The organism is Psychrobacter sp. JCM 18901 (genome assembly GCF_000586435.1).
In the GTDB taxonomy this organism is placed as follows: Bacteria; Pseudomonadota; Gammaproteobacteria; order Pseudomonadales; family Moraxellaceae; genus Psychrobacter.
The window spans coordinates 35,681-57,079 of sequence record NZ_BAWH01000007.1 but is presented as its reverse complement, the minus strand read 5'-3'; the positions used below and the strand labels follow the sequence as shown (position 1 = coordinate 57,079).

15 protein-coding genes, 1 tRNA gene and 6 pseudogenes are annotated in these 21,399 nt (G+C 41.7%); 5 read left to right on the top strand and 17 right to left on the bottom strand.

The features are described from left to right. Positions 1-25: 25 nt before the first annotated feature. Positions 26-1,263 (bottom strand): annotated as a pseudogene (locus TT11_RS17175) (argininosuccinate synthase). Between the two features lie 335 nt (positions 1,264-1,598). Between TT11_RS17175 and pyrC the strand changes: the two are divergent. The 4 genes and pseudogenes from pyrC (at position 1,599) to TT11_RS07075 (ending at position 4,231) form a co-directional block, all read left to right on the top strand. Next, positions 1,599-2,686, top strand: a pseudogene (gene pyrC / locus TT11_RS07090) (dihydroorotase). A gap of 149 nt (positions 2,687-2,835) precedes the next feature. Continuing rightward, complete coding sequence (gene rnt, locus TT11_RS07085) at positions 2,836-3,621, top strand: ribonuclease T (RefSeq protein ID WP_261869776.1); 786 nt, start codon at positions 2,836-2,838, stop codon at positions 3,619-3,621. Positions 3,622-3,905: 284 nt separating this feature from the next. Then, entirely contained in the window at positions 3,906-4,103 is a 198-nt protein-coding gene (locus TT11_RS07080) for a hypothetical protein (protein WP_134292217.1), read from the top strand. A gap of 52 nt (positions 4,104-4,155) precedes the next feature. Beyond that, positions 4,156-4,231 (top strand) — tRNA-Glu (locus TT11_RS07075). Between the two features lie 239 nt (positions 4,232-4,470). On the opposite strand, the gene TT11_RS07070 is transcribed toward TT11_RS07075, so the two are convergent. From TT11_RS07070 to TT11_RS07005, 12 genes and pseudogenes are all read right to left on the bottom strand, one after another. After that, complete coding sequence (locus TT11_RS07070) at positions 4,471-4,836, bottom strand: hypothetical protein (RefSeq protein WP_261869775.1); 366 nt, start codon at positions 4,834-4,836, stop codon at positions 4,471-4,473. Continuing rightward, positions 4,829-5,080 (bottom strand): BLUF domain-containing protein, encoded by a 252-nt coding sequence (locus TT11_RS07065; protein ID WP_261869773.1) that lies wholly within the window; start codon positions 5,078-5,080, stop codon positions 4,829-4,831. The genes TT11_RS07070 and TT11_RS07065 overlap by 8 nt, the downstream gene beginning before the upstream one ends. A gap of 416 nt (positions 5,081-5,496) precedes the next feature. Continuing rightward, positions 5,497-6,252 (bottom strand): annotated as a pseudogene (ispD, locus tag TT11_RS17170) (2-C-methyl-D-erythritol 4-phosphate cytidylyltransferase). Between the two features lie 140 nt (positions 6,253-6,392). Continuing rightward, on the bottom strand, positions 6,393-6,701 hold the full coding sequence (locus tag TT11_RS07045) for a septum formation initiator family protein (protein ID WP_057761172.1): 309 nt from the start codon (positions 6,699-6,701) through the stop codon (positions 6,393-6,395). 165 nt (positions 6,702-6,866) lie between these two features. Beyond that, positions 6,867-8,183, bottom strand: a pseudogene (gene eno / locus TT11_RS07040) (phosphopyruvate hydratase). 326 nt (positions 8,184-8,509) lie between these two features. Next, positions 8,510-10,867 (bottom strand): annotated as a pseudogene (locus TT11_RS07035) (heavy metal translocating P-type ATPase). Between the two features lie 236 nt (positions 10,868-11,103). Next, positions 11,104-11,328 (bottom strand): heavy-metal-associated domain-containing protein, encoded by a 225-nt coding sequence (locus TT11_RS07030; RefSeq protein WP_057761178.1) that lies wholly within the window; start codon positions 11,326-11,328, stop codon positions 11,104-11,106. A 254-nt stretch (positions 11,329-11,582) separates the two neighbouring features. Then, on the bottom strand, positions 11,583-11,840 hold the full coding sequence (locus TT11_RS07025) for a heavy-metal-associated domain-containing protein (protein ID WP_201548208.1): 258 nt from the start codon (positions 11,838-11,840) through the stop codon (positions 11,583-11,585). A gap of 27 nt (positions 11,841-11,867) precedes the next feature. Beyond that, positions 11,868-12,743, bottom strand: coding sequence for a 3-deoxy-8-phosphooctulonate synthase (gene kdsA, locus TT11_RS07020; protein ID WP_102092253.1), 876 nt, complete (start codon positions 12,741-12,743; stop codon positions 11,868-11,870). A gap of 213 nt (positions 12,744-12,956) precedes the next feature. Then, entirely contained in the window at positions 12,957-14,591 is a 1,635-nt protein-coding gene (locus TT11_RS07015) for a CTP synthase (RefSeq protein WP_201568858.1), read from the bottom strand. Positions 14,592-14,776: 185 nt separating this feature from the next. Further along, entirely contained in the window at positions 14,777-15,820 is a 1,044-nt protein-coding gene (locus tag TT11_RS07010) for a porin (RefSeq protein WP_201548205.1), read from the bottom strand. A gap of 612 nt (positions 15,821-16,432) precedes the next feature. Then, positions 16,433-18,628 (bottom strand): annotated as a pseudogene (locus TT11_RS07005) (malate synthase G). A 552-nt stretch (positions 18,629-19,180) separates the two neighbouring features. Between TT11_RS07005 and TT11_RS07000 the strand changes: the two are divergent. Next, on the top strand, positions 19,181-19,963 hold the full coding sequence (locus tag TT11_RS07000) for a tRNA-(ms[2]io[6]A)-hydroxylase (protein ID WP_261869766.1): 783 nt from the start codon (positions 19,181-19,183) through the stop codon (positions 19,961-19,963). A 178-nt stretch (positions 19,964-20,141) separates the two neighbouring features. Here the strand turns inward: TT11_RS07000 and TT11_RS06995 are convergent, their stop codons facing one another. From TT11_RS06995 to TT11_RS06980, 4 genes are all read right to left on the bottom strand, one after another. Then, a complete protein-coding gene (locus TT11_RS06995) occupies positions 20,142-20,342 on the bottom strand; it encodes a hypothetical protein (protein ID WP_261869765.1) in 201 nt (66 codons plus the stop codon). Between the two features lie 72 nt (positions 20,343-20,414). After that, a complete protein-coding gene (locus tag TT11_RS06990) occupies positions 20,415-20,741 on the bottom strand; it encodes a hypothetical protein (RefSeq protein ID WP_102092250.1) in 327 nt (108 codons plus the stop codon). A 66-nt stretch (positions 20,742-20,807) separates the two neighbouring features. After that, complete coding sequence (locus tag TT11_RS06985) at positions 20,808-21,065, bottom strand: hypothetical protein (protein WP_261869762.1); 258 nt, start codon at positions 21,063-21,065, stop codon at positions 20,808-20,810. A gap of 63 nt (positions 21,066-21,128) precedes the next feature. Further along, positions 21,129-21,299 carry a hypothetical protein gene (locus TT11_RS06980; RefSeq protein WP_185156594.1) on the bottom strand — a complete coding sequence of 57 codons (171 nt, stop codon included), beginning with the start codon at positions 21,297-21,299 and terminating at the stop codon, positions 21,129-21,131. Positions 21,300-21,399 lie beyond the last annotated feature (100 nt).

Below are 21,399 nucleotides of genomic sequence, written 5' to 3'. Positions count from 1 at the left end.
AATTGACTATAAGTAGCCCAAAAACTTACTTAGATAAATCGCGACCACGGCTAGCTTCGATAGCTAGACGTAAGCCATTTAGACGGATAAAGCCTTCTGCGTCTTTTTGATCATAAGCGCCCGCGTCATCTTCGAAAGTAGCGATTTTTTCATCAAATAATGAGTCGTCAGATTTACGACCAACGACGCTCACGCTACCTTTATACAGTTTTACACGTACAGTACCGTTGACGTATTCTTGTGACTTGTCAATCAATGCTTGTAGCATCATACGTTCAGGACTGAACCAATAGCCATTGTAGATGATTTTTGCGTAGCGTGGCATTAGCTCATCTTTTAGATGGGCAGCTTCACGATCAAGCGTTAGTGATTCGATACCGCGATGCGCTTTTAGCATAATCGTGCCCGCTGGCGTCTCGTAGCAACCACGTGATTTCATACCGACGTAACGGTTTTCAACGATATCTAAACGGCCGATACCATGTTTGCCACCGATTTCGTTCAGCTTAATCATGACTTCATAAGCTTCAGCGCTTCGCCATCGATAGCAACGATGTCGCCTTTTTCGTATTCTAGTTCTAGATATTGCGCTTCATCAGGTGCTTCTTCTGGCTGACAGACCAGCGCCACATGTCATCTTCTGCTTCAGTATACGGTTCTTCTAGGACACCGCCTTCATAAGAGATGTGCAGTAAGTTAGCATCCATTGAGTAAGGAGATTTTTTTCTTATTGCCCGCATAATCGATTGCGATATCATGCTCTTCAGCATATTTCATCAGACTTTCACGCTTGATAGATCCCACTCACGCCAAGGGGCAATAGTCACTACGTCTGGTGATAAAGCGACCGCACCTAGCTCAAAACGAACTTGGTCATTGCCTTTACCAGTCGCACCATGACTGATAGCATCGGCATTATGCTCTTTAGCAATCTCAACCAAACGCTTGGCAATCAATGGACGGGCAATAGACGTACCTAGCAAATACTCACCTTCGTAGATAGCATTAGCACGGAACATAGGGAATACATAATCACGAGCGAACTCTTCGCGCAAATCTTCGATATGAATATGCTTGATACCCATTGCTTGAGCTTTGGCTCGTGCTGGCTCAACTTCTTCGCCTTGACCGATATCAGCGGTAAAGGTGATTACTTCCGCATCATAAGTTTCTTGTAGCCATTTAGCGATGATTGAGGTATCAAGACCACCTGAATAAGCCAAGACGATTTTATTGATATTTTTTTGGATCAAGTTGAGCCATGAATAACTCCCATTATGAAATATAGTTTTAGAAAAGGCGACGATCAAATCGAAAGCAAGTCGAACGATAATTACCTGCTCAGTGTACATCATATTTACTATGGGCAAAAGTCTAACTGCCATAAGGCGTGCGCTTTTGACTTAAATTCTAGTCAACCTCATTTTTGCCACCAGAATTTCAACATCATTTAATGACAAGATATTAATCTTAGCTCGATGAATTATGTATAGATATCTAGCCTTATATTTAGTCAAGTGGGCAAATCTGTTATGATAGACCCACAGTATCACTCCCTTTTGTTTCCTTTATTTGACGATATAGAGCGCTTTGACACTATGACTGATTCGATTAGAGAATTGACCATCCTTCAGCCAGATGACTGGCATATTCATTTGCGTGACGATCTCGCTTTAAGCACGACCGTACCTCATGCAGCAAGCAGCTTTAACCGTGTCATCTGTATGCCAAACCTTGTGCCTCCAGTCAAAAATGCACAAGAGGCTATTGCCTACCGCGCACGTATTATGGAGCAATTAGCAGCAAGTGATTTAAGTCTTGAGCGCAAGTCAGCTTTTGATCCGCGTATGACCCTATACTTAACGGATAATACCACTGCCCAAGACATCGAGTTGGCAGCGCAGTCAGGTATCGTACAAGCTGTCAAACTCTACCCTGCTGGAGCAACTACCAATTCCGCAGATGGCGTCACTAATATCAATGCCTGTGTCGATGTTTTTGAAGCATTAGAGAAGTACAATTTGCCACTACTGATACATGGCGAAGTGACACAAGACCATATAGATATCTTTGATCGCGAAAAGCGTTTCTTAGATGAAGTGCTGGCACAAATTATCGTGAAATTCCCTACATTGAAAATAGTAGTAGAGCACATCACTACCAGCGATGCGGCAGATTTTGTATTGTCACAAGGTAACCATGTTGCTGCGACTATCACGCCGCAGCATTTAATGTTTAACCGCAATCATCTATTGGTTGGTGGTATCAAACCGCATTTTTATTGCCTACCTATTTTAAAGCGTGAAAGCCATCAAAAAGTGCTATTAGATGTGGCTACTAGTGGTAATCCAAAGTTCTTCTTGGGTACCGACTCTGCACCGCATGCGACAGACAAAAAAAAGAAGCCGCTTGTGGTTGTGCCGGTTGCTATAGTGCAGCCACGGCGCTGCCTTTATATGCGACCGCCTTTGATAGTGTTGGAAAAATAGATAAGTTAGAGGGCTTTGCCAGTCGTTTTGGTGCTCAGTTCTACGGCTTACCTCTAAATGAAAGCACTATCACGCTTGTCAACACGCCTATGCAAGTACCTACTGACTATCCTTATTTTGATGGTGCATCATTGACGCCCTTGATGGCAGGTGAGACGCTACCTTGGTCGATTAAGCTTAACGCCCGCAAAGCTTAGCATTCAATAAACGACCTATTATTTTATCCTATGATATTAATGATACCTTTGTAGTAGATTTCTTTGTACTAAAGGTACAGTTAATATCATAGGATGCTTATTTCTTATTCAATATATTAGTACGACTGATAAAAGTGATTTAACTTTATATGACCAATCAAAACATAGCGACCTTGCCTGACGAAGACTTATCACACCCTAAATCTGCCAGTCTTAATGCTACTCTAAATACTTCTCCTAAAGATGCAGCCTCAGCGACAGATGAGCAAGCGCCTATAGCCTTAAAAGACCGCTTTCGTAAGTTCTTGCCTGTCGTCGTCGACGTGGAAACAGCAGGCTTCAATGCCCAGACCGATGCCCTGTTAGAAATTGCCTGCATTCCTGTTTTACTGAATGAGCAAGGTGTATTTTATCCAGGTGAAGCTTTTAATGCTCATATCGAGCCTTTTGAAGGTGCAAACTTAGAACCAAGTGCGCTTGCTTTTACCGGTATTGACCCTAAAAACCCAATGCGTAAAGCCATTGCGGAAGATGAAAAAACAGCCTTACGCCGCATCTTTAAAGGGTTGAAAGACGTACGCCGTGACGAAGAATGCCGTCAATGTGTCTTAATTGGGCACAATGCTCATTTTGACTTGGCTTTTTTGAATGCAGCTGTGCTACGAACCAATAGCAAAAACCACAATCCATTTCATAACTTTTCAGTATTCGATACCGTCACCTTATCAGCATTAGCGTTTGGTCAAACCGTCCTAGCACGCGCTTGTAAAGCAGCAGGGTTAGAGTTTGATGGTAAGAATGCTCACTCAGCTCTGTATGACACTCAAAAGACTGCTGAACTATTCTGTCATATACTGAATAACTATCCCATGTTGGCCAATGCGCTGCATAATGAAGACGCGAAAGAAGAGTCAACTGATAGCGACAGTCAATAAGTCACATATTCTATATTGCCAATCATACATAATAGTGCTATTTGTAATACTTGATGACTTTGACATCTTGATTTGGCAATCAATAGGGATATGATTGATATCATAATATATAGACGGAACTATTTTTTTCGTGATTACAGACATAGTTGTTCTATTCGATACGAATAACTGTCTGATGATAAAATATCACTCTTAAGCGATGTAGTTATATCCTATAGATGGTTTAAGTTGCTCACACTGTCTTGATAGCAAGCACTATCAAGATTAATAGGAGGGACTTTATTATGGATCCACAGCTCAAGTTATGGGGCACCATTCTCGGCTATATGCTGCTCGCATTGACGATTAGCGCCTGTACTTCTTTATGGATTCGCTATCATTTAAAGCGAAATGACCTGCATCCACGTCGCGCAATTAAAAAAAGATATTTAATTTTAAAAAGACGTAGAAAAAGGCTTGACAGGAAGCGCCGACGCTATTAAAATACGCACCACTTCGGCATAAATGGTGAAAGCAGTTGAAGTGTTGTTACTAGTCCCCATCGTCTAGAGGCCTAGGACACCGCCCTTTCACGGCGGTAACGGGGGTTCGAATCCCCCTGGGGACGCCACTATTTGGCGTCACTTGTTAGCACTATTGCTTAGCATTAAATTAGACTAACAAGCGTACCACCAAAAACCCAGTTCATAATTTATTATGAACTGGGTTTTTTTATGTCTCTCATTAAAAGCCAACTTATTCTTCTAAATAAAAAAGCCAGCATTAATTGAATGCTGGCTTTTTCTTTTGGTTGTCTTATTAATTGTAAATATAGCTTGGCTCAATGGGTACTTTATTCATATCTATCGATTACAGCAGCAACCATAGCAACGTAGCAACTATCATTAATCCCAATATCGTCTGGATCAAAAAGAACGCCTGATGCTGCCCTACAACTTTACTTAGAGTCACCCCTAGCGTGCTGTATTTGACAGGAGGCGTATCAACGTTACCTGTTCTCGTTTGCTCTTCATAGTAGCCTTGCAATATGTCTAAGAACTTCTGCCACTCATTAGAATCCCATTCATACGGCTTAAATGGCATTAACTTTTTAAGCTCAGGCTCTTTAGTCATCCAACGCTCAAGGGTAATCGAACGTAATGACCAACCAGCAAAACGGCGTTTGGTAATTTCAGAAAAATCTAAAATCTTTAATTCTTTATGTCGATCATCCACCAACAAACGATTTTTTTAGATTGGTTAGTGCCTGCTCTGAGCCTTCGACACACTGTAAAAAGTAGCCATTGCCATAGCAAAGAATACCCGTGACATTATCTATTTGATTACGTTCAACCGCGGTCTCTGAGATATCATTAAGCGTGCTAGGACTTGAAAGACCAGTAGAGGTAATCCGGCTTATATATACAAGCTGGCAGAGATCTGGCGTTACTGGATTTGTTGAATCGTTGATTGTTGACAATCAGCTTCTCCCTATTATCAGGTAAATGTCGCTAAAACAATCATACTAACTTCAGAAAAAATATAGAGACAACATAACTAAGCGTAATGAATCGGTCTGATATATTATTGATTTTATAAGTTTTTATATTAATTGTATTAAGTTAGTTACATCATAGGTTAGTTTGGTCATTAAAGCAACCTATTACTGGACATAGGCCCGCTCAGACACAAAAAACATATGTAATAACCATATTATATTCCAAAGTAGATTATATATATTCCTGGTATATGCTTTAGTAATAGTTAATTTTTTTAGAATAGTACAGAAAAGTCTAACGAGGATATAGTAGCTACTGAAGCCATAATTCTTATCATGGCCACCATTAAGTATAAAAGGAGTAAAACTGATGCTCGTTAGCAGAAGTAGGATTGAAACTAAGACTGAAGTGCCATAATCGCTGTTAACAGTACCGCATCATCAGGATAGGTCAGTTTTATATTCTGGCGACTACCAGAGACTAAGCGTATTGGAAAACCTAGTTGTTCAAAAGCACTGGCTTCATCTGTGATGCTTAGCTGATGTTCAAACACATGATTTAGGACTTTTTTTTAATTGACCTAAACGAAATACTTGCGGGGTTTGTGCTTGCCACATGTTGCTACGATCAATAGTAGATTTGGTATAAGAATGTGGACGACTCTCTTCTGCCGAGGTAGCTTGCTGATAAGAAGCTTTTAACGTATCGGCACTGGTGTCGCTAGAATAGCGCCGTAAGGCTCCAGCATCGCTGCTTCAATCACTTGATCGATATCTGAACTTGGTACAGCAGGACGTGCTGCATCATGGATAAGCACCAAATCTGAATCATCAGCACCTGTCTGACTAATCGCTTCAACGCCCGACTGTACTGACTGCCAACGCTCTGCTCCGCCGACTGCATATCGCACAGGAAGTGCAAACTCTAACTGTTGAGCCGTGCTGTCATCGGCTGATATGACCAATAGACATTTATCAATGTAATCGCTATAAGCAAGTCGTGCCACGCTATGCTGCAACAGCGTCTGACCTTCTAGCATTGTATATTGTTTGGCAATAGACGCACCAAAACGGCTACCGCGACCAGCTGCGACGATCATGGCATGTATATTAGGGATTGTATTCATAGTAGTGTACTCATGGTTTGAGCCCATGACAGTATATGTAAAGAGGAATAAAGCAGGTGTTAAGTGTGATGAATGGTGTCAGATAACAACATTATGATGCTGCATCATGAAAATTAATTCATGTCGTAAAAGTTAGTGTATTCGTGAAAGCTAGTGTATTTATAAAGCTAATAGTTGCTGTGCGTGGTTGGTGCGGTGGATACTTGGACAAAAGTCTCATTGGGTTTGATTAAACCTAAATCTAAGCGAGCATGCTCTTCTACGGCCTCAAGCCCCGTTTTTAAATCTTGAACATCGGTGCGTAGTAAGTTGTTTGCTGCAACTTGATTGTCATTCAAACGTTGTTGCTCTTCAATTTGAGCTGTCAACTTATTGTGTTCAAAACGGCCATTTTCACCCAACCAATACTGATATTGCAATCCTAAAAGCACTGCCACGGCTAAAGCAAGTAGTATAAATTGGCTAAAATATTTCATAAGGTGATAACGCCAAACGGTATAAAAGAAGATAGTAAAGTTTAAGCTGATTAGGCGATATACAAATGATTATATATCGCCTAAGTATTGACTTCAGCTGATGAGTCTAGCTTTTTAGCGTACATTACTTAACGCATATTACGCGCCAAAGAGCCAGTCAGACGCTTAGCCACGTAGACCGATAAACTCTTCACGGCCACGATAGCTTGCACGTACTTGCTGCTCAATACGTAGCAATTGGTTGTACTTCGCTACGCGGTCTGAACGGCATAGCGAGCCAGTTTTGATCTGACCTGCCGCTGTACCAACTGCCAAATCTGCAATGGTGCTGTCTTCAGTTTCACCTGAACGATGTGAAATGATAGTTGCATAGCCATTTTTCTTAGCCATATAAATCGCATCTAGCTTTCTGACAAGGTGCCAATTTGATTAAATTTAATCAAAATTGCATTGGCAATGTGCTTATCAATACCTTCTTGCAAGATCGCAGGATTGGTCACAAACAAGTCATCACCAACTAATTGGACTTTATCACCAATCTGCTCAGTCAGATATTTCCAGCCATCCCAATCTGACTCGTCAAGACCATCTTCGATAGAGATAATAGGATACTGACGTGCCAGCCCAACTAGATAGTCTGAGAACCCTTGGCTATCAAAGGCTTTATTACCTTCGCCTGCCAAGACGTATTGACCGTTTTTGTAAAATTCACTAGCTGCACAATCTAGCGCAAGATGAATATCTTCACCAGCTTTGTAGCCAACTTGTTCAATCGCTTGCATGATAACCGTGATGGCTTCTTCGTTACTACGTAGGTTCGGCGCAAAACCACCTTCATCACCAACGGCAGTGTTGAGACCTTGTGATTTCAATACTGACTTCAAGCTATGGAAAATTTCTGTACCAGCACGTAGCGCTTCTGAGAAGCTTGTGAAGCCTACAGGCTCAATCATAAACTCTTGGATATCAACCGTGTTGTCCGCGTGCTCGCCACCGTTCAAGATGTTCATCATCGGTACAGGCATGGTCAACGACGTTTGATTACGTAGATTGGCGATGTATTGATGTAATGGCAGATTCTGTGACTTGGCAGCCGCTTTGGCCGTAGCAAGTGACACTGCTAGCATGGCATTCGCACCCAAGCTTTCTTTGTTTTCTGTGCCGTCTAGCGCAATCATGGCATCATCAATGGCCTGTTGCTCAGTCACATCTTTGTCAATCAAGGCGCTGCGGATTTGACTGTTGACGTTAGAAACGGCTTTTTTTGACGCCTTTACCCATATAGCGAGATTTGTCGCCATCACGTAACTCAAGCGCTTCACGTGAGCCTGTTGATGCGCCACTTGGAGCAGCAGCACGGCCGACAGTACCGTCAGCTAAGATAACATCAGCTTCGATAGTTGGGTTGCCGCGCGAGTCTAAAATTTCACGAGCGCGAATGTCTTTAATTGCGGTGACGTTGTTGGTTTCTTCAGCGTACATAATGTCTGTTAATTCCTTTGGTCATGCCAAGTTTGTGAGATAAATAACGGCAGCTAGCATACAAAAAAGATAAAGCAAAATATCATATAGCACGTAATCCTAAAAACCCTTTATACCTTTCTATCTTGTAGCTATCGTTACCTAGCAATTAGAGGGATATAAAGCATATTAATAGTCGGCTATAGTGCTTGGCATCATAGCATATATTTTACCAAACTTCCCTTATCTTACACTGACTTGCGGTCATAAATATCATCATAGATAGGTATATCTCATATAATTGTTTGGTCTGCGTTGATGAAATATCAGCGCTACTATAGCAATTATTATTTCGCTAAACGCTCTTTATCCGTATGAGAGGTGGATACCGTATTATCTAACTCAACCTCTGTCTTAAACCGTGTCAATCGTAGTGCATTCATGAGTACTGAGATGGAGCTAAGCGCCATAGCAGCGGCAGCAATCATCGGATTCAAAAATCCAAATGCAGCAAGCGGAATGCCAAGACAGTTATAAATAAAGGCAAAAAACAGATTTTGTTTAATATTGCGCAGCGTTGCTTGAGCGATTTTTTTGTGCCGCATCGATATGCATGAGCGACTCACCCATTAGACGTGCAGAGGCACTATGCTGAGCGACATCAGTCCCCTCAAACATCGCAAAACTGGCATCGGCAGTAGCCATCGCTGGCGCATCGTTGACGCCGTCTCCTGCCATCGCTACCTTATGACCAGCAGTTTGCAATAGTGCAATTTGACTGGCCTTGTCACGCGGCTCATTTTGCCATAAGCCTTATCAATGCCCAACTGCCCTGCTACATGATCGACGACGGACTGCTTATCACCACTCATCAGAATCACATTAATACCCGCATCTTGTAGCGCAGTGATTGCTTGCGGCGTATCTGCCTTTAAGTCATCAGCTAGGGCAAACGCGCCTAATGGCTCATCATTGATACTAATCGCAACGGTACTGGCAATTTGCCATACTTTTGGCATGAATCTTGGCAACGTCAAGTTCGCAAACTCTGCCGTACCCACTTTTACTAATCCAAGCCCTTCGATATTTGCTTGTATACCAGCGCCTTTTATCACACTGATGTCAGTCACATTAAATAGAGACAGTTGACGGTCTTTAGCCGTATTGACGAGGGCAGTTGCTAGTGGATGACTGGCATGCGCCTCGACACTGGCGGCAATCTGCAATACATCGTCCACAGCAAGCGATTTATCAACCATGACATGATCGACGATAGTAGGCTTGCCAATGGTCAATGTACCTGTTTTATCGAGTACTACCGTATCTATATTACCTGCTGCCTCAAGACTTTGCGCATCCTTGAACCACACACCATGACGCGCAGCAACGCCCATACCCGCCATAATTGCCGCTGGCGTGGCCAAACCAAGTGCACAAGGACAAGCAATGACCAATACCGATACTGCGTGCATTAAAGCAGTATCAACCATACCTGTTAGCCACCACGTGACTCCAAAAGTAACCAACGCAATCGTTACTACCACAGGGACAAAAATAGCCGTTACTCGATCAGCGAGACGCGCTAGATTAGCTTTTGAGCCTTGTGCATCACTTAACGCTTGTACCATATCGCCGAGTTTCGTGTCGCTGCCCTTCGCACTGACACGGTATAGCAGACTGCCATTCTCTACCAAAGCGCCTGCCAGCAATCCATCACCTTGTTCTTTTTTTGAGAGCTACCGACTCGCCAGTTAAATGACTCTCCACGCACCAACCGCTGCCTTCTATGACGGTACCATCTGTAGCGACGCGGCTGCCTTGCTTTGCACGTAGGACGTCATCTACTTGCACATCAGATAATGTAATACGATGAAATTCACCATTTGGCTGCTGCTGCTCTACTTCATCAGGTGTCAATGACAATAATAAATCAATACTGTTTAGGCTGTGCTTCTTGGTACGTTCCTCAAGATATTTACCTGTACGTACAAAGGCAATGACCATCACCCCTGCTTCAAAATATACGGCTGGGCTGTTACCAGTACCGTGTCCACCCAAATACCCACTTTGCAATAGACTGTTTAAAGTACCATCGCCGTGCGTGAGCCAAAGGTAAGTCGAATATGCCCATATCGTCACTGTACCAATGACCACCAGTACATCCATATTGCAAGGCCACCTTTTATAGATGCCCATGCGCTCTTATAAAAAGGTAACGCCAAGCCAAACTGTACTACAGTCGCTAAAATAAATTGCACCCAGACTGGCGGCATCCACGCCATACCAAAACCCGCCAACATACCTACCATACCCACCAAAAACGGCACCAAACAAACCCATAATCCGATTAAACGCCATGGGTATTGAGTGGCGGTATCTTCGTCAGTCTGAGCAAATAAGCTATCGGCTGCCTGCACATTAGCGACAAAGCCTGTTTTATTCACCCACTCCGTCACCTGTTCGGGCGTCGTTTGGGTCGGATCATAATCGACATTGGCAGTCTCGCCAGCAAAATTTACACTTACCTCGTACACCGAAGGCTTTTTGTTAAGCACCTTCTCGATTCTTGAGGCGCAGGCCTGACAAGTCATGCCATCAATCGCCAATTGCAAATGCGCGCGTTGCGGGGTCAGTGGCGTGTTGGACTCAACATCAGTTTCGACATCATAAGACTCATCTTTGGTAGTACGGGTGGTATCGTTCATAAACAAAACTCGTCATGGTGCCTATAAATTTGTAGGAACCACATAAAATATCAGTGGGTTAGTAAAAAAATTCAAATAAAGCAATTGGGTAATATCGTATTCAGTATGAGTATTTTAGACAAAGTAGCAATGTATTAAAGTATCGAGACTGAATACTCATAATCGTTAATCATTAAAAAACCAGCTATCATGCGTGTAATAACATAATAGCTGGTTCTTTACGTAGAAGATGAGATTTATGAGTTAGCAACTGTCGCCTCAAATCCCGCATCGTCAATAGCTGAAGCAATAGCCTCTGCACTGGTTTTGCTATCATCAAAGGTTATCGTCGCTAGGTTATCAGCGAGGTCAACGGTAATAGTTTCTAATCCATCAATATCGGCTGTTGCCGTATGTACGCTTGCTACGCACCCGCCACAGGTCATACCATCAATTTTAATAATACGTGTTTGATCTGCCATATTGGGCTCCTTATTTTTATTAGTAATGAGCAACTCTAATAGTGATTCTGTTAATGCTTACTTTGATATTTTTTAAGTTACCAAAGTAAGGCCAACTATCAAAGCTACATTAAATAAGCATAAGCCCTATTATCCTCGACAACAAGACCGTTTGGTTGTTGCTTTATTAACGAGATGCTATTAACGAGAAAGTAACTTATTAATAAAAACGTAAAAGAGCGCATCAACAAATTTATAGCAATAGCTATTTGTAATTATAAATCGTTATGGTGCGGGTTCTGTGGTGAATCAATCGGAAATGGCTGAGTCACATAGTCCACCATACTAATCGCTGCTGTTAAGGCATGGATACTAGTATCTGTATCATCATAGCTTACCGTTGCGACATTATGCTTAGGATCCAAACTAATAGCCGTCACGCCTGAGATATTCTTAAGCACAGTCATTACGCTATCTAAGCCCTCTGCATCATCGATATTTTCGATGCTTACTTGCGCCATCTGAATTGCCATTGTATAGCCCTCTTATAACGTACCGTATCAATGAGTATCCAATACTTCAAAACCTTTGACCAAATCATCAATTTGCTTAAGCTGACGTAAGAAAGGCTCTAGTTGGCTCATACGCAGCGCACATGGACCATCACACTTTGCAGTTTCTGGGTTTGGATGCGCTTCTAAAAATAACCCTGCCAACCCTGTAGCCATACCTGCACGGGCAAGCGTTGTAATCTGCTCACGACGTCCACCAGCACTATCACTACGTGCACCTGGCTGTTGTAAGCTATGCGTCACGTCAAAGAATACCGGTATATCCATCTGCTTCATGGTATCAAAACCAAGCATATCCACGACCAGATTGTTATAGCCAAAGGCACTACCACGCTCACAAAGTATCAATTTGTCATTACCACCTTCTAAGCACTTATTAACGATATGACGCATCTCGTGAGGAGCCAAAAACTGCGCCTTTTTGATATTAATAATGGCATCTGTTTTTGCCATCGCATGTACTAGATCTGTCTGACGCGACAAAAATGCAGGTAGCTGAATAATATCGGCCACTTCAGCGACTGGTGCTGCTTGATGTGGCTCATGCACATCAGTGATAATCGGTACTTGGAATTTTTCTTTGATCTGACCTAGCCAATCGATACCTTGCTCTAAACCAGGCCCACGATACGAATGCAGACTTGAGCGGTTGGCTTTATCAAAGCTTGCTTTAAAAACATAGCCGATACCCAAGCGCTTGCAGATATCAACATACTGCTCAGCAATCTCAAATGCCAATTCTTTAGACTCTAAAACATTCATACCACCGAACAATACAAAAGGCTGGTCGTTACCAATGTTAATCGTATCGTTATTAGGAGTGTTGAGCGTGATATGTGATTGTGCAGTCAATAAGTTTTCCATGAAGCCATTACCTCTTATTTTGTTATTAATATCTCTATCACATATTGTAACCGATAGGCTGATTAAAAAAAGTATGCAAGCGTAATTAGACATTATTAATGAGGATTGACTTGTTAATAACTACTAACAGTTTGGATTAAGCAAAAAAAAGACCAATCCGAAGATCAGTCTTTTTTATAATAAACGCTTTCAATATACATTACATTTTGAGAGCTATTTTGCTTCGCTGTGGTTCTTAGCGGCTTTTACAAAGCTGTTAAACAGTGGATGACCACCGCGCGGTGAGCTAGTGAACTCTGGATGGAACTGTACAGCAACAAACCATGGATGCTCAGAGATCTCTACCGACTCTACCAAATGCTGCTTGGCAGAATAACCAGAGATGGTCATACCTGCTTGCTCTAACGGCTCGATATAACGGTTATTCATCTCATAGCGATGGCGATGACGCTCAGTGATATTGCTTGCACCATAAATTTGGCTTAGCTTACTGCCAGAAACCAGCTCTGCTTGCTGTGCGCCTAGACGCATCGTGCCACCAAGGTCTGAATCATCACTACGAATCTGTAGCTCGCCGCGCTCATCTAACCACTCAGTGATTAGACCAATGATAGGCTCAGCTGTCTTACGATCAAACTCAGAAGAGTTGGCGTTAATATTAAGTACGTTACGTGCATACTCAATCACAGCCAACTGCATACCAAGGCAAATGCCTAAATATGGAACGTTGTTTTCACGAGCATAAGTGATGGCTTTTATCTTACCCATCGTACCGCGCTCACCGAAACCGCCTGGTACTAAGATAGCATCAGCATCATTTAGCTGAGCAAGTAAAGTATCATCATCTTCTAGACGTTCAGCATCGATGTAGTCAATCTTCACGTCTACTTTATGCGTGATACCTGCATGTAGCAATGCTTCGTTGATAGACTTATAAGCATCTGGAAGCTCGACATATTTGCCGACCATCGCAACAGTCACTGTTCCTTCTGGATTCAACTGGGCTTCAACTACTTTATCCCAATCGCTCAAATCAGCTTCAGGCACATCAAGACCGAAACGCTCACAGATTAAATCATCAAGATCTTGCTCGTGTAGCGTGCGCGGGATTTGATAAATACTTTGTGCATCTTCACACATGATTACCGCACGCTCTTCAACGTTGGTAAATAGCGCAATCTTACGACGGTTGTCTTGAGAGATGTGATGATCAGAGCGACAGATTAAGATATCAGGCTGTAGGCCAATAGAGCGCAGCTCTTTTACTGAATGCTGTGTCGGCTTGGTTTTGGTCTCACCAGCACTAGCAATATACGGTACTAAAGTAAGATGCATTAGCATAGCTCTATTACGGCCAAGCTCTACTTGCATCTGACGTACGGCTTCCATAAACGGAAGTGATTCGATATCACCAACGGTACCGCCAATTTCGATAATAGCGATATCATACCCTTCGCCACTGGCAAGGATTTTGTTTTTGATTTCATCAGTAATATGCGGAATAACCTGTACCGTACCGCCAAGGTATTCACCACGGCGTTCTTTATTTAAAACATTTTGATAAATACGGCCGCTGGTAAAGTTATTACTTTTACTCATTTTTGAGTGACGCAAGAAGCGCTCGTAATAACCCAAATCTAAGTCTGTCTCTGCGCCATCTTCGGTGACAAACACCTCACCATGCTGAAATGGGCTCATCGTACCTGGATCGACGTTGATATACGGATCCATCTTGGTCATCGTGACAGTCACGCCACGCGCTTCTAAGACCGCAGCAAGAGAAGCGGCGGTGATACCTTTTCCTAGTGAGGACACTACCCCACCGGTCACAAATATAAACTTGGTCATAGTACTCATCAACAATTGGTAAAGAAGGATTTTACTAAAAATACGCCATAAAATATAGGGCAAAAATGCAAACTGTCTGAAACTCTTGTTTTCTACCTCAGCGGTAGACTTTTGTCACAAATAATACATACAACAAAAAACCCACCCCGAAGGATGAGTTTTTTATTTAGATTCTAATGGTTAGATTAGAATAAGTACTCTAGACCACCACCGATAGCTAGTACGTCAGCATCAGTATTGCCAAGGTCAGCTGAGTTATTACCAGCATAAGCATGTACAATCATATTATCTTGATAGTAGTATTTACCACCAACAACGATTTGATCTGAGTCAAAGTTGTCAACACCATCTAGGTTGTCAGTTTTGTTGTACTGAACATAAACAGTTGCTGGACGAGCAAAGTTAGATAAGCCTAATGCACCACTAACTACTAGACCTTTCTCTTTTTCGGTATCACCCTCATAGTCAAAATCAGCTACTTGATATAGAGCACCTAATGTTACAGGAGCTGCCATGTATTTACCTAGATCAACAGTTGCTGTACCACGGATGATATCACCATTGATGTTTTGGTCTTTATCGTACGCAACACCAGCAGTGAAGCCAGTACCTTGGTCAAACATTAGCGCAGCACCAAAGCCACTATTACGATCATCACTATCCTCTACAAAGCTTTCGTCAGCACTATACATAACAGAAAGTTGTAATGGTAGGTTGTTGTATTTTGGAGACATCCAAATAACTGAGCTGTTGATACGGCTACTATCAGCCATATTCAAACCACCATAGTTTTCGTTATCTTCAAGTTTATTGCCACCTAGGTTATCCCAATAACCATCGTTAACGACTACGTTGTTGATTTTATCTAAAGTAGATTGGTTTTTACCAGCACGGAATTCACCGAACTGCTTGTTTACAACACCAAGATACGTATCACGGTTAGAGAAACCATCGCTATCACCGTCAACACGAGTACCATACTCTAAGCGATAGATGACGTCAGTATTTGCCGTCATCGCTTCAGAACCTTTGATACCGATACGTGATGAGTTAGAGTTGATCTGTACTGAGTCAGACTCTCTGTCTGCACGAGCATCACCATTTGGGTAATCAACTTCGGCATTTACATAATCAGCAGTAACAAACGCTTTACCATATAAGGTAGGAGCGGCATTGGCTGCAGAAACAGATAGAGCAGCAACGGCTGTAGCTAAAAGTAGTTTTTTCATGGGGTATCTCCACTTTACAATTGTAGTAATGAGCAAGCTATTATTAGCTGGCGCCCATAATGGTATCGTCACAAATCCTCAAAGATATAATGTGTAACTGGCTACCGAGATTAGTCAGAAACAAGTGTGGCGAAGTTCTATTACAGTAAGATGAAAAAAACCATGATTTACATAACTGGGATTAAAAAAGTAACTGCCATGTAATCTTTAGTTTTTATCCTTCCATTGCGTAACATCGGTTACCAAACTCATACTTCGAGTACAAGCATAACAACTTTGACATAATTTGCAACATATTTTTTTTGCCTTTTCGATACATCCATTATCAAATAACAGACCCTTCATTTTATTTGAACGATTGTTAAAAAAACTTCCGCTTACTCAATTAGATACGAATAATATTGGTTAATATGATTACTAATATTCTTAAATTTTTATAATAAACATCGAATAATAGTCCAAAATAAAGCGCTATTTACTAAAAAATAAATAGCGCTAATTAAGAAGTTAATAATCTATTTGAGCAAATTCATTAGTTACAAATGAGCAAGACTGACTAGCATACTTGCTCATCAAGTATGCTCAAATGCCTGTCATATTTAATCTATTGTTCTAAGCGTTTGCTTTAAGATCCAAACGTGCTTGATGTAACAATGGCTCAGTATAACCACTAGGCTGCTCACGTCCTTTAAAGACTAAATCACAGGCGGCTTTGAATGCATAAGAGCTATCGAAGTTATCTGCCATTGATTGATAGTCATCATCGCCTGCATTTTGCTCATCGACGACCTTGGCCATGCGTTTCATCGTATCCATCACTTGCTGCTCACTAACCACGCCATGATGCAACCAGTTGGCAATATGTTGGCTCGAGATACGCAAAGTAGCACGATCTTCCATGAGACCGACATCGTTGATATCAGGCACCTTGGAGCAACCAACACCTTGATTTACCCAGCGTACGACATAACCCAAGATACCTTGAGCATTGTTTTCAAGCTCCTGCTGCTTTTCTTCGTCAGTCCAATCGGTATTTTTCGCCAATGGGATGGTCAAGATGTCATCCAAGCTAGCACGCTTGCGTGATTTTAGCGTGTCCTGTACATCAGCCACGCTTACTTGATGATAGTGTATGCTATGCAAGGTAGCGCCCGTTGGTGATGGTACCCACGCAGTGCTAGCACCAGACTTAGGATGAGCAGCCTTAGTATCCATCATCTCTTTCATTTCATCAGGCTTAGCCCACATACCCTTACCGATTTGCGCGCGACCTTGTAGGCCTGTCTCTAGACCGATATCGACGTTCCACTGCTCGTAAGCAGCTGCCATGCTTGCGATTTCATCTCGCCTTTTGGTACAAATGGACCTGCATTCATGCTGGTATGCATCTCATCACCAGTACGATCTAAGAAACCTGTGTTAATAAAGATAACGCGCTCTTTAGCTTGGCGGATTGCTTCTTTTAAGTTCACCGTCATACGGCGCTCTTCGTCCATGATGCCGATTTTGAGCGTATTGCGCTCTAGACCTAATAGATCCTCTGATGCATTAAATAAGTCATTGGCCATTTTAACTTCTTCAGGGCCATGCATTTTTGGCTTCACAATATACATTGAGCCTTGACGCGAGTTTGATAGCTCGTTTTTGCCTTTAATATCATTAAGTGATAATAGTGGCGTGATTAAGCATCCATCAAGCCTTCAAATATCTGCTCTTGACCATCGCCTAGATCGACTAAGATGGCAGGGTTCTGCATTAAGTGACCGACGTTACGAATTAATAATAGCGAACGACCTGGCAAGATCAGCTTGCCACCATCTGGCGTGTTATATTCACGATCTGGGTTTTGCTTACGTGTACGCGTCTTGCCGCCTTTTTCAAAGGTTTCTTGTAGGTCGCTATTCATTAAGCCAAGCCAGTTACGATAGACTTCGACTTTTTCTTCTGCATCTACAGCAGCAACAGAGTCTTCACAATCCTGAATGGCTGTCATAGCCGACTCAAGCAGTACGTCCTTGATGTTTGCTGGATCGTCTTTACCCACTGGATGGTTGCTATCGATTTGAATCTCAGCATGCAAGCCGTTGTTCTTTAACAGTACACCTGTAGGAGATTCAGCGTCACCGACGAAGCGACAAACTTAGCCGTATCTTTTAGCTCGGTACTGCTATTACCTTGTACGACTTCTAGCTTGCCATCGACTACTTTAAAACCAGTCACATCATTGTAAGAACCAGATGCTAGTGTGAAGTGCTCATCTAAGAAGGCTTTAGCGTAAGCGACAACAGCAGCACCGCGAGTAGGATTATAGCTACCGCCCGCTTCTTGTCCATTATCACTGCTGATAACATCGGTACCATACAAAGCATCGTATAAGCTACCCCAACGCGCGTTGGTCGCGTTAAGCGCATAACGAGCATTACGAACTGGTACGACCAGCTGCGGCCCTGCGATGTGCGCGATTTCGTCATCGACGTTTTTGGTATCAACCGTAAACGCTTCGCCTTCAGGTAGCAGATAACCAATTTCTTGCAGGAATGTCTTATAAGCTGGATAATCGATTTCGCCATTTTTTGCAGGATTATCTAGGTGCCATTGGTCAATTTGCGCTTGAATCTTGTCACGAGTCGCAAGCAACGCTTTATTGCGCGGGGTAAATTCTTTAATAACCTTTTCGAAACCTGACCAATAATCGTCTGAATCCACACCGACTTTCGGTAGTACTTCGTTTTCAATAAAGTCATATAACTGCTGATCGATGGCAAGACTGCCTTTTTGAATACGATTGGTGTTAGAAGACTGGCTCATATTGTTATCCTTATCTGTTCGTGAGGGGTACTAATACTGAGTTGTGACAGTAACTGTTTAAGATTTTTTTAATCTTGTAAGGTTTTAAATGTTCATATCTCATTCGTTGTGGAATCTTTGATTCTCTAATTTTTCCGAGAAGATATATCTACAAATTTGATGTTCTAGTAAAAGGTAACCTATTAATACTAGACTGACTCTTTACTAAGAGTGAATCATAAAAGTAAGACGAAATGCTTAAATAGCAAAATCTCATCCTACTATCAAATAATAAAATTAACAAGGAAACACCATTCACTAAGTAAATACTTAGGCTGTTTAATAATGATAATGTATAAGTGGCCTACTCTAGGAGCTATAATCATCATCTGGGAAATAGATGCAGCAACGTTAATATAAACAGTAAGTAATCATTGGCACCTTTAATTATGCTTAACCGTTATCTATTAATAAACACCTATTGATGACTGTCAGTTATTTAGCATCGTATCTAGGTCAGACTAACGATATAATTACTGGTATTACCATTCATAAATAAAGCTTTCTTAGACTATGACTATCAATCAAAAAGACCTCGCAACATTACAACCAACAGCAAATACGATAGATAACGATAATATCGAGAAAAATTCTGTCGAAGAAAATCTCTCTCAAACTGTAAATAATAGTGCTGAAAAAGAGCTGCCTGAAGAAGATAGCATCGATATTACGCATCTACGTACTCCTATAAAGGTAGACCTTTCTCCTGTTTACAGCTTTTTGGGTGCTCGAACCACACAAGCTTGGGTAGATGCTGCGACTGAAAATCTACCTATGATCATTCAAGACCACGCTAACTGCGAAAAAAAGGCCGCTGGCACTGCGATGAATTTAATATTTCGTTATGAGTTCTCGTATGACTTGCAGCGTAAACTTGCACAGCTGATACGAGAAGAGATGCTGCACTACGAGCAAGTACTGGGTATCATGAATGAGCGCGGTCAGGAATGGAAATATCTAAGTGCTGGACGCTACGCCAAAGGTATGTTGAAGCATAAACGCACTTACGAGCCAGCAGCGATGGTTGATGTATTAATAATTGGGGCATTTATTGAGGCGCGCTCTTGTGAGCGTTTTGCAGCATTGGCCGAAGTCATCGATGATGAACGCTTAGCAAAATATTATCGTTATCTGCTCAAGTCAGAGAGCCGTCATTTCGAGGATTATCTCGCGCTTGCTCAATCATTGTCAGATGAGAATATCGATGAGCGAGTTGCTTTCTTTAAGGAAGTAGAGGCTGAATTAATAATTAGCCCAGATGCTGAGCTACGCTTTCATAGTGGTACACCCGCTTAAAGCCCATGCCTTACTTAAACATGTCTATCTATACAATGTCGAAAGTAAAAATATAGTAAGCAAAAAAGGCACTGTGTTTGATACGAGTTATATACTCTTACCAAACACAGTGCCTTTCTGTTTATGTACAAATGCCTATTTATGTACAAATACTAATAGCTACCGATATAGTTAATTCTTACTTTTTATCTTCCATCAGTGGACTATCATACTGTTTATGATTCTTGGCAACATTATGCGGATCATGATCTTCCGTAGCTTTTTCTGCTGCGGCTGGATTTGCTTTCTGTAATGCATCATCAGGGACAATACCATTATTATCATCTGCATCTTTTAAGTTATGATCGCTATTGACGCTTTCATTATGTGAGTTATTCATTGGTACTCCCTACTATAATAATTACTCGTCTAATCCAAGAAACGCTATATATCTTTCGAGATTTAAACCTATCTAATCTTTTTCATCAGGATTTAAAATACGGGTTTGTGCATTATCAATATTGGCATAACGATTTAAATCATTAATACCCTCACTCTTGGGGGCTGCACTACCGACAGTATCTTCATTGATATTGTCATCAAATGCGGTACTACCTTCTTGATCACGACGATCTGGTTGGCGCGCTGGATTGTCATTGTCATTTACGTGTTCTGAGTCGACCACAGACTCATCAAAAGTATCAGTCCCTTTGTTCTCAGTGGTATTTCTCTCAATTGCACTATGATCATCAGATCCTAGTACCTTTGTCTTGTCTATTGCTGAGTCTTTGGCTTGCATTATCATATCCTCTTTCTATATTTATAATTTTATCGATTTGGTTAGCACGCTGTTATCTATAGTCCTTTACTCATTACCTTTTTGGCTCAAGTCGTAGGCACTTAGTTCTGCTGCGTTCTTGCCACCTGCTGGAAGATTCTCTTCTTTACGTGGATCAGCATAAACTTCGTCAGTCTCTTGTGAGTCTTGCTCAGGGCCATCGATTTCAGGCTTGTGCTTGCGCCCTGCGTAGCTATCTTTAGGGTTTTCTAATTGATTACTAGCAGGGTCATCCACGATTACCTTTTCCTCTGTGTCTGTTACTACTGGTTCTTGCATAGTCATGGCGCGTCCCTCGCTTTATTATTGGTTATTATTAATTATTGGGTCGATGTTCGATGTTATAGATTACTTATCAGTACGTAGATCATCATCGATAAAAGGCGTTTGCTCTTCTTCGCTTAATGATTCAGGAGCGTCGACTTTTTTATTCTCTGCTAAGTTCTTCTCAACTTCCTGACCATTTACCTGTTCTGCAGCTTGCTTGATATCTGAATTGTCATCGTTAGTAGTACTCATGGTTTATTTCCTATTATTATGATTTGATTACGTGGTTTTGGAATATTAAATAGATATATGTTTCGAGATTATACCAACGCTTAAATGAGCAACCAATACT

Excerpts from the sequence above, each read along its gene's own strand:
- rnt (WP_261869776.1), top strand. The coding sequence starts at position 2,836 with ATGACCAATCAAAACATAGCGACCTTGCCTGACGAAGACTTATCACAC.
- TT11_RS07080 (WP_134292217.1), top strand. The coding sequence starts at position 3,906 with ATGGATCCACAGCTCAAGTTATGGGGCACCATTCTCGGCTATATGCTG.
- TT11_RS07045 (WP_057761172.1), bottom strand. The coding sequence starts at position 6,701 with ATGAAATATTTTAGCCAATTTATACTACTTGCTTTAGCCGTGGCAGTG.
- TT11_RS07030 (WP_057761178.1), bottom strand. The coding sequence starts at position 11,328 with ATGGCAGATCAAACACGTATTATTAAAATTGATGGTATGACCTGTGGC.
- TT11_RS07025 (WP_201548208.1), bottom strand. The coding sequence starts at position 11,840 with ATGGCAATTCAGATGGCGCAAGTAAGCATCGAAAATATCGATGATGCA.
- kdsA (WP_102092253.1), bottom strand. The coding sequence starts at position 12,743 with ATGGAAAACTTATTGACTGCACAATCACATATCACGCTCAACACTCCT.
- TT11_RS07015 (WP_201568858.1), bottom strand. The coding sequence starts at position 14,591 with ATGACCAAGTTTATATTTGTGACCGGTGGGGTAGTGTCCTCACTAGGA.
- TT11_RS07010 (WP_201548205.1), bottom strand. The coding sequence starts at position 15,820 with ATGAAAAAACTACTTTTAGCTACAGCCGTTGCTGCTCTATCTGTTTCT.
- TT11_RS07000 (WP_261869766.1), top strand. The coding sequence starts at position 19,181 with ATGACTATCAATCAAAAAGACCTCGCAACATTACAACCAACAGCAAAT.
- TT11_RS06995 (WP_261869765.1), bottom strand. The coding sequence starts at position 20,342 with ATGAATAACTCACATAATGAAAGCGTCAATAGCGATCATAACTTAAAA.
- TT11_RS06990 (WP_102092250.1), bottom strand. The coding sequence starts at position 20,741 with ATGCAAGCCAAAGACTCAGCAATAGACAAGACAAAGGTACTAGGATCT.
- TT11_RS06985 (WP_261869762.1), bottom strand. The coding sequence starts at position 21,065 with ATGACTATGCAAGAACCAGTAGTAACAGACACAGAGGAAAAGGTAATC.
- TT11_RS06980 (WP_185156594.1), bottom strand. The coding sequence starts at position 21,299 with ATGAGTACTACTAACGATGACAATTCAGATATCAAGCAAGCTGCAGAA.